The organism is Kineococcus gurbantunggutensis (assembly GCF_050871925.1).
Taxonomy (GTDB): Bacteria; Actinomycetota; Actinomycetes; order Actinomycetales; family Kineococcaceae; genus Kineococcus.
The window spans coordinates 1-5,068 of the sequence record NZ_JBJLSG010000241.1 but is presented as its reverse complement, the minus strand read 5'-3'; the positions used below and the strand labels follow the sequence as shown (position 1 = coordinate 5,068).

5 protein-coding genes are annotated in these 5,068 nt (G+C 75.7%); all 5 read left to right on the top strand.

Annotated features, from left to right (window positions below):
- Positions 1-167: 167 nt before the first annotated feature.
- The 5 genes from ACRYR7_RS24160 to ACRYR7_RS24140 all read left to right on the top strand — a co-directional run bounded on the left by ACRYR7_RS24160 (position 168) and on the right by ACRYR7_RS24140 (position 4,754).
- Positions 168-884 carry a glycoside hydrolase family 127 protein gene (locus tag ACRYR7_RS24160; RefSeq protein WP_432574832.1) on the top strand — a complete coding sequence of 239 codons (717 nt, stop codon included), beginning with the start codon at positions 168-170 and terminating at the stop codon, positions 882-884.
- Positions 885-911: 27 nt separating this feature from the next.
- Positions 912-2,225: an ABC transporter substrate-binding protein gene (locus ACRYR7_RS24155; protein WP_432574831.1), complete on the top strand. Its 1,314-nt coding sequence runs from the start codon at positions 912-914 to the stop codon at positions 2,223-2,225.
- On the top strand, positions 2,222-3,172 hold the full coding sequence (locus tag ACRYR7_RS24150) for a carbohydrate ABC transporter permease (protein ID WP_432574829.1): 951 nt from the start codon (positions 2,222-2,224) through the stop codon (positions 3,170-3,172). The genes ACRYR7_RS24155 and ACRYR7_RS24150 overlap by 4 nt, the downstream gene beginning before the upstream one ends.
- 10 nt (positions 3,173-3,182) lie before the next feature.
- On the top strand, positions 3,183-4,115 hold the full coding sequence (locus ACRYR7_RS24145; protein ID WP_432574827.1) for a carbohydrate ABC transporter permease: 933 nt from the start codon (positions 3,183-3,185) through the stop codon (positions 4,113-4,115).
- Positions 4,116-4,259: 144 nt separating this feature from the next.
- The gene (locus ACRYR7_RS24140; RefSeq protein ID WP_432574826.1) at positions 4,260-4,754 is read left to right on the top strand and encodes a SigE family RNA polymerase sigma factor; all 495 of its coding nucleotides are present in this window, start codon (positions 4,260-4,262) and stop codon (positions 4,752-4,754) included.
- Positions 4,755-5,068 lie beyond the last annotated feature (314 nt).

Here is a 5,068-nt window from a genome sequence, read left to right as displayed (position 1 = left end):
CCCCCCCCACCCCCCCCCCCCCCCCCCCCGCCCCCCCCGCGCCCACAACACAAAACCCCCCCCCCCCCCCGCCCCCCCCCCCCCCCCCCCCCCCCCCCGACGAGGAGCGCAGCCCCGCGCACGGGCGCCGGCCGTGGTTCGACTGCGCCTGCTGCCCGCCGAACATCATGCGCACCCTGTCCAGCCTGGACGCCTACGTGGCCACCACCGACGGCGGCGGCGTGCAGCTGCACCAGTTCGCCACCGGCACCGTGCGCGCGGACCCGGCCGGCGCCGGTGCGGTCGAGCTGGCCGTCAGCACCGACTACCCGTGGGACGGCACCGTGCGCGTCGAGGTCCGCGAGCCCGGCGACGGCGAGTGGGAGCTGGCGCTGCGCGTGCCCGGCTGGGCCGAGGGCGCCACCGCCACCGTCGCCGGCGAGCGGGTCGAGGCCGCCTCCGGGCGGTACCTGCGGGTGCGGCGCGCCTGGTCCGCCGGGGACGTCGCCGAGCTCGTGCTGCCGATGGGCGTGCGCGTGCTCGAGGCCGACCCGCGCGTGGACGCCGTGCGCGGCGCCGTGGCGATCGAGCGCGGCCCGCTCGTGTACTGCGTGGAGCAGCCGGACCTGCCCGCCGACCTGGTGGCCGACGACGTGCGCGTGCGCGTGGCCGAGCTGCGCGGCGCGCGCGCCGAGCACCGCCCCGACCTGCTCGGCGGGGTCTCGGTGCTGCACCTGCCCGTGCACCGCGCGCTCGGCGCGGCCGCCGCGCCGCTGTACCGCCCGGCCGGCGACGAGCCCGCCGAGCAGGCCGAGGCCGGGACCGTGCAGGTCGAGGCCGTCCCGTACTACGCCTGGGCCAACCGCGGCGTCGGCCCCATGCGCGTCTGGCTCCCGCGGGCCTGACGAGAACCCCACCCACGGAGGAGAGCGATGGTGCTTCCCCGCAGGAACGTCCTGGGCCTGGGGGGGCTGGCGGCGCTGAGCGCGCTGCTGCCCTCCTGCGCCTCCACCCTGCCCGAACCCGACGTCACCGCCGCCGGGTTCGGCGAGGACGGCGAGGGCGTCGTCCGGCTGTGGTGCCGGGCGGCGACCGTCGTCGGCGTCCGGCAGACCGTCGACGCCTTCAACGCCTCCCAGGACCGGGTGCGGGTGGAGGTCACCCCGGTCCTGGACGGGCAGTACGTCACCAAGCTGGCCACCGCCGTGCGCGGCGGGAACGTCCCCGACGTCGTCGACATCGACGACATCAACTCGATGCCGTTCATCTACCGGGACTCCTTCACCGACCTCACCCCGCTGGTGCAGCAGCTCGAGTTCGCCGACCGGCTCAACCCCGGCCAGCTCGGCCTGGCCACCCGCGAGGGCCGCACCTACGGCGTGCCCTACATCGCCGACAACTCCGCGCTCTTCTACAACACCGAGCTGCTGGAGCGGGCCGGGGTGGACCCCGCCGACGCCACCGCCGACCTGGACGGGATGCTCGCCGCGGCCCGCGCCGTCGGCGAGCTGGGGGAGAGCACCCACGGGCTCTCCATCGACGGCAACGCCGCCGGCATCCTCGGCTTCGTCGTGCAGCCGCACGTGTGGGCCGCCGGGGAGCGCACCGTCGTCGGGGAGGTCGGCTCCCAGCGCGGGGACATCGCCGGCAACGACGCCGTCCGGCGCACCTTCGAGCTGTACCGCACCCTGTGGGCCGAGGGCCTGATGCCGCGGGCGAACTTCTCCGGCGACGGCGCCCGCTGGGGCGCCGCCTTCACCGCCGGCACCGTGGCGCTCTTCCCCGCCAACTTCTCCGTCGCCGTGCTCAGCGCCGACCCCGAGATGCGGGCGAAGACCGGGGTGGCGCTGCTGCCCGGGCCCGACGGCGGGCGCGCCACCTTCGCCGGCGGGGACAACCTGTGCATCCCGCGCGGCGCGGCCAACGCCTCCGCCGCCTGGCAGTTCGTGAAGTTCGCGCTGGACCTGCCGCAGCAGACGAACCTGCCGGCCGGCGGCTACATCCCCGTGCGCTCGGACGCGGCGACCGAGGAGTACCGCGCCACCTACCCCCTGGCCGTCGCGCCGCTGGAGCAGATCGAGGAGGCGTACGCACCCGTGACCCTCGCCTACAACCTGCTGTTCAACCAGCAGGACTCCCCGTGGATCGCCGCGTTCCGGCGGGCCGTCTTCGACGGCGACGTCGACGCCGCCCTGGCCGAGGGCCAGGAGGGCTTCGACCGCGTCCTCGAGCAGGCGCAGCTGTGAGCGCCCTCGCGGACCGCGCCGCACCGCGCGCCCCCCGCCCCGCCGCCGCCCGCCGCGGCCCCGGCGCCGGGGAGCACGGCTCCCTGACGCACCCCGCCCGCACCGGGCTGCTGCTGGTGCTGCCGGCGCTGGCGTTCGTCGTCGTCTTCGTCCTGGTCCCGCTCGTCTTCGCCGTCTACATGTCGCTGACGAACTGGCCCCTCATCGGCTCCTACGAGTTCATCGGCCTGCGCAACTACGCCGGCGTCGCGCAGGACCCGGTGTTCTGGAAGTCCGTGGCGTACACCGTGCTCTACACCGCGGTCGTCACCGTGCCCATCCTGCTCGTCGGGTACGTGCTGGCCGTGGTGGTCCGCTCCAACCGGCGCGGGGCCACGTTCCTCCGCACGGTGTTCTTCCTGCCCTACGTCATCGGCCTGACGACGCTGAGCTTCCTGCTCGTGCTGGAGGCCCAGCCCGACTCCGGCGCCGTCAACGTCGTGCTGCGCTCGCTGGGGGTCACCGACGGCACGACGGCCTGGCTGGCCGACGGCCCGCTGGCCACCGGGCTGATCTGCGTGATGATCGTCTGGGCGGTGTCCGGGCTGACGATGGTGCTGCTCATGGGCGGCATGCAGGGCATCCCGCGCGAGGTCCACGAGTCCGCCGAGATGGACGGCGCGAGCTGGTGGCAGCGCGAGCGCAGCATCACGCTGCCCATGCTGCGGCGCACCATCGCCATGAGCCTGGTCATCTCCGTCATCGGCTCGCTGCTGGCGTTCACGCAGTTCTACGTCCTCACCCGCGGCGGGCCGGGCACCGACACCCAGACCGTCGTCATGTACGTCTACCAGCGCGGTTTCGTGCAGCTGCAGCTCGGGGCCGCCTCGGCGCTGTCCGTGGTCGTCGTGGTCGTCATCGGCCTGGTCACCGCCGCCCAGTTCCGCCTGCTGCGCGAGAAGGACTGAGGGAGCCGTCGTGTCCACCACCGTGCCCACCACCGCCGCCGCCGCACCGGCCACCGCCCCCGCGCGCCGGGCCCGCCCGCCGCGCGCGGCCGAGCAGTCCCGCGCCGAGAGCCGCACCAAGGTCGTCCTCTACGTCGTCGGCGGGACGCTGGCGGCGCTGGTGTTCCTGGTGCCGCTGCTGTGGTCGGTGCTGCGCTCCTTCCAGCCCAACGACGTCATCGTCTCCCCGCAGCAGACGTGGGCCTCGCTGACCGACCTGGGCTGGGGGAACTTCCGCTCGCTGTTCACCGGCGACGCCGACATCCTGCGCGCCGTCGGCAACAGCCTGCTCGTCTCGGTCGCCACGGCGCTGCTCACCGCGCTGCTGGCGACGCTGGCCGGCTACGGCTTCGGCCGCTTCGCCTTCCGCGGCCGCGGCGTCCTCTTCGGCCTGGTCGTGGTGACGATGATGGTGCCGTTCCAGGCGATCATCACGCCGCTGTACCTGCAGATGAACGCCCTGGGCCTGACCGACTCCCGGCTGGGCCTGGTGCTCTTCTACTCCACCGTCAACCTGCCCTTCGGGGTGTTCGTCATGCGCAACGCCTTCCAGTCGATCCCCGCGGAGATCGAGGACTCCGCCCACGTCGACGGCGCCGGCACGCTGCGCACCCTCGCCTCCGTGCTGCGCCCCATGCTGGTGCCCGGCATCGCCACCAGCGCCCTGTACGCCTTCCTGGCCTCCTGGACGGAGTTCCTCGGGGCGCTGACGTTCCTCACCGACGACCGCAAGTACACCCTGCCGCTGTCGCTGGTGAACCTGCAGTCCGGCGCCTACGGGGCGATCGACTTCGGCTACCTCGTCGCCGGCGCGGTCGTGGCGATGATCCCCTGCGTGGTCCTCTACGTCGCCCTGCAGCGCTTCTACGTCGCCGGCCTGGCCTCCGGGGCCGTCAAGGGCTGAGCGCCCCGCCCCCGTCCCCGTCCCGACTCGCCCCGACCCCCCCGCCCCCGCTCCACCACGGCCCCGCCGGGTCCCCCGCCCCGCCGGGCAACCCGGCGGGGCCGCGCGGCGTCTACAGGGGTGCAGCCGTCGTGAGGAGGGGCCGTGGAAGGGTCGTTCGAGGAGTTCGTCACCACCAGCGGTGACCGGCTCCTGCGGACCGCGCTGCTGCTCACCGGCGAGCGCGGCGCCGCCGAGGACCTGCTCCAGGACGTCCTGGAACGCGTGTACGTGCGCTGGCGCTCGGTGCAGGACCCGCAGGCGTACGCCCGCACGGCGATGACCCGCGCCGTCACCGACCGGTGGCGCCGCGCGGGCCGCCGCCCGCGGGAGGTGCCGCTGCACGAGCGGCACGACCGCGCCGTCCCCGACGGCGCCGCCGACCGCGCGGCGCGCGCCGACGTCCTGGCGCGGCTGCGCCTGCTGCCGCCGCGGCAGCGGGCGGTCATCGTGCTGCGCTACTTCGAGGACTGGTCGGAGGAGCGGATCGCGGAGGAGCTGGACGTCTCGCGCGGCACCGTCAAGAGCCAGGCCGCCAAGGGCCTGGCCCGGTTGCGCGAGCTCACGGGTGCGGACGAGGAGGAGATGAGCCGGTGGTGAACGAGCTGGAGGAGCGGCTGCGGCGCGAGATGGACGCCGCGGTGCAGGGGGTGGAGGCGCCCGCGTGGCTGGCGGGCGCGGCGAGCCGCGGCGGCCGCCGCCGGCTGAGGCGGCGCCGGGCGCTGCTGACGGCGCCCGCGGCCGCGGCCGCGGTGGGGGTGGTGGGCGTGGCCTCGTGGGCCGGCTGGCCCCGGGCGGGCGGGGCGACGGAGGTGGGGGGGGGGGGGGGGGGGGGGGGGGGGGGCCCCCCCCGCCCCCGCCCCCCCCCCCCCCCCCCCCCCCCCCCCCCCCCCCCCCCCCCCCCCCCCCGCCCC

Bases quoted from the DNA above. Each gene is read 5' to 3' on its own strand.
- ACRYR7_RS24160 (WP_432574832.1), top strand. From the start codon at position 168: ATGCGCACCCTGTCCAGCCTGGACGCCTACGTGGCCACCACCGACGGC.
- ACRYR7_RS24155 (WP_432574831.1), top strand. From the start codon at position 912: ATGGTGCTTCCCCGCAGGAACGTCCTGGGCCTGGGGGGGCTGGCGGCG.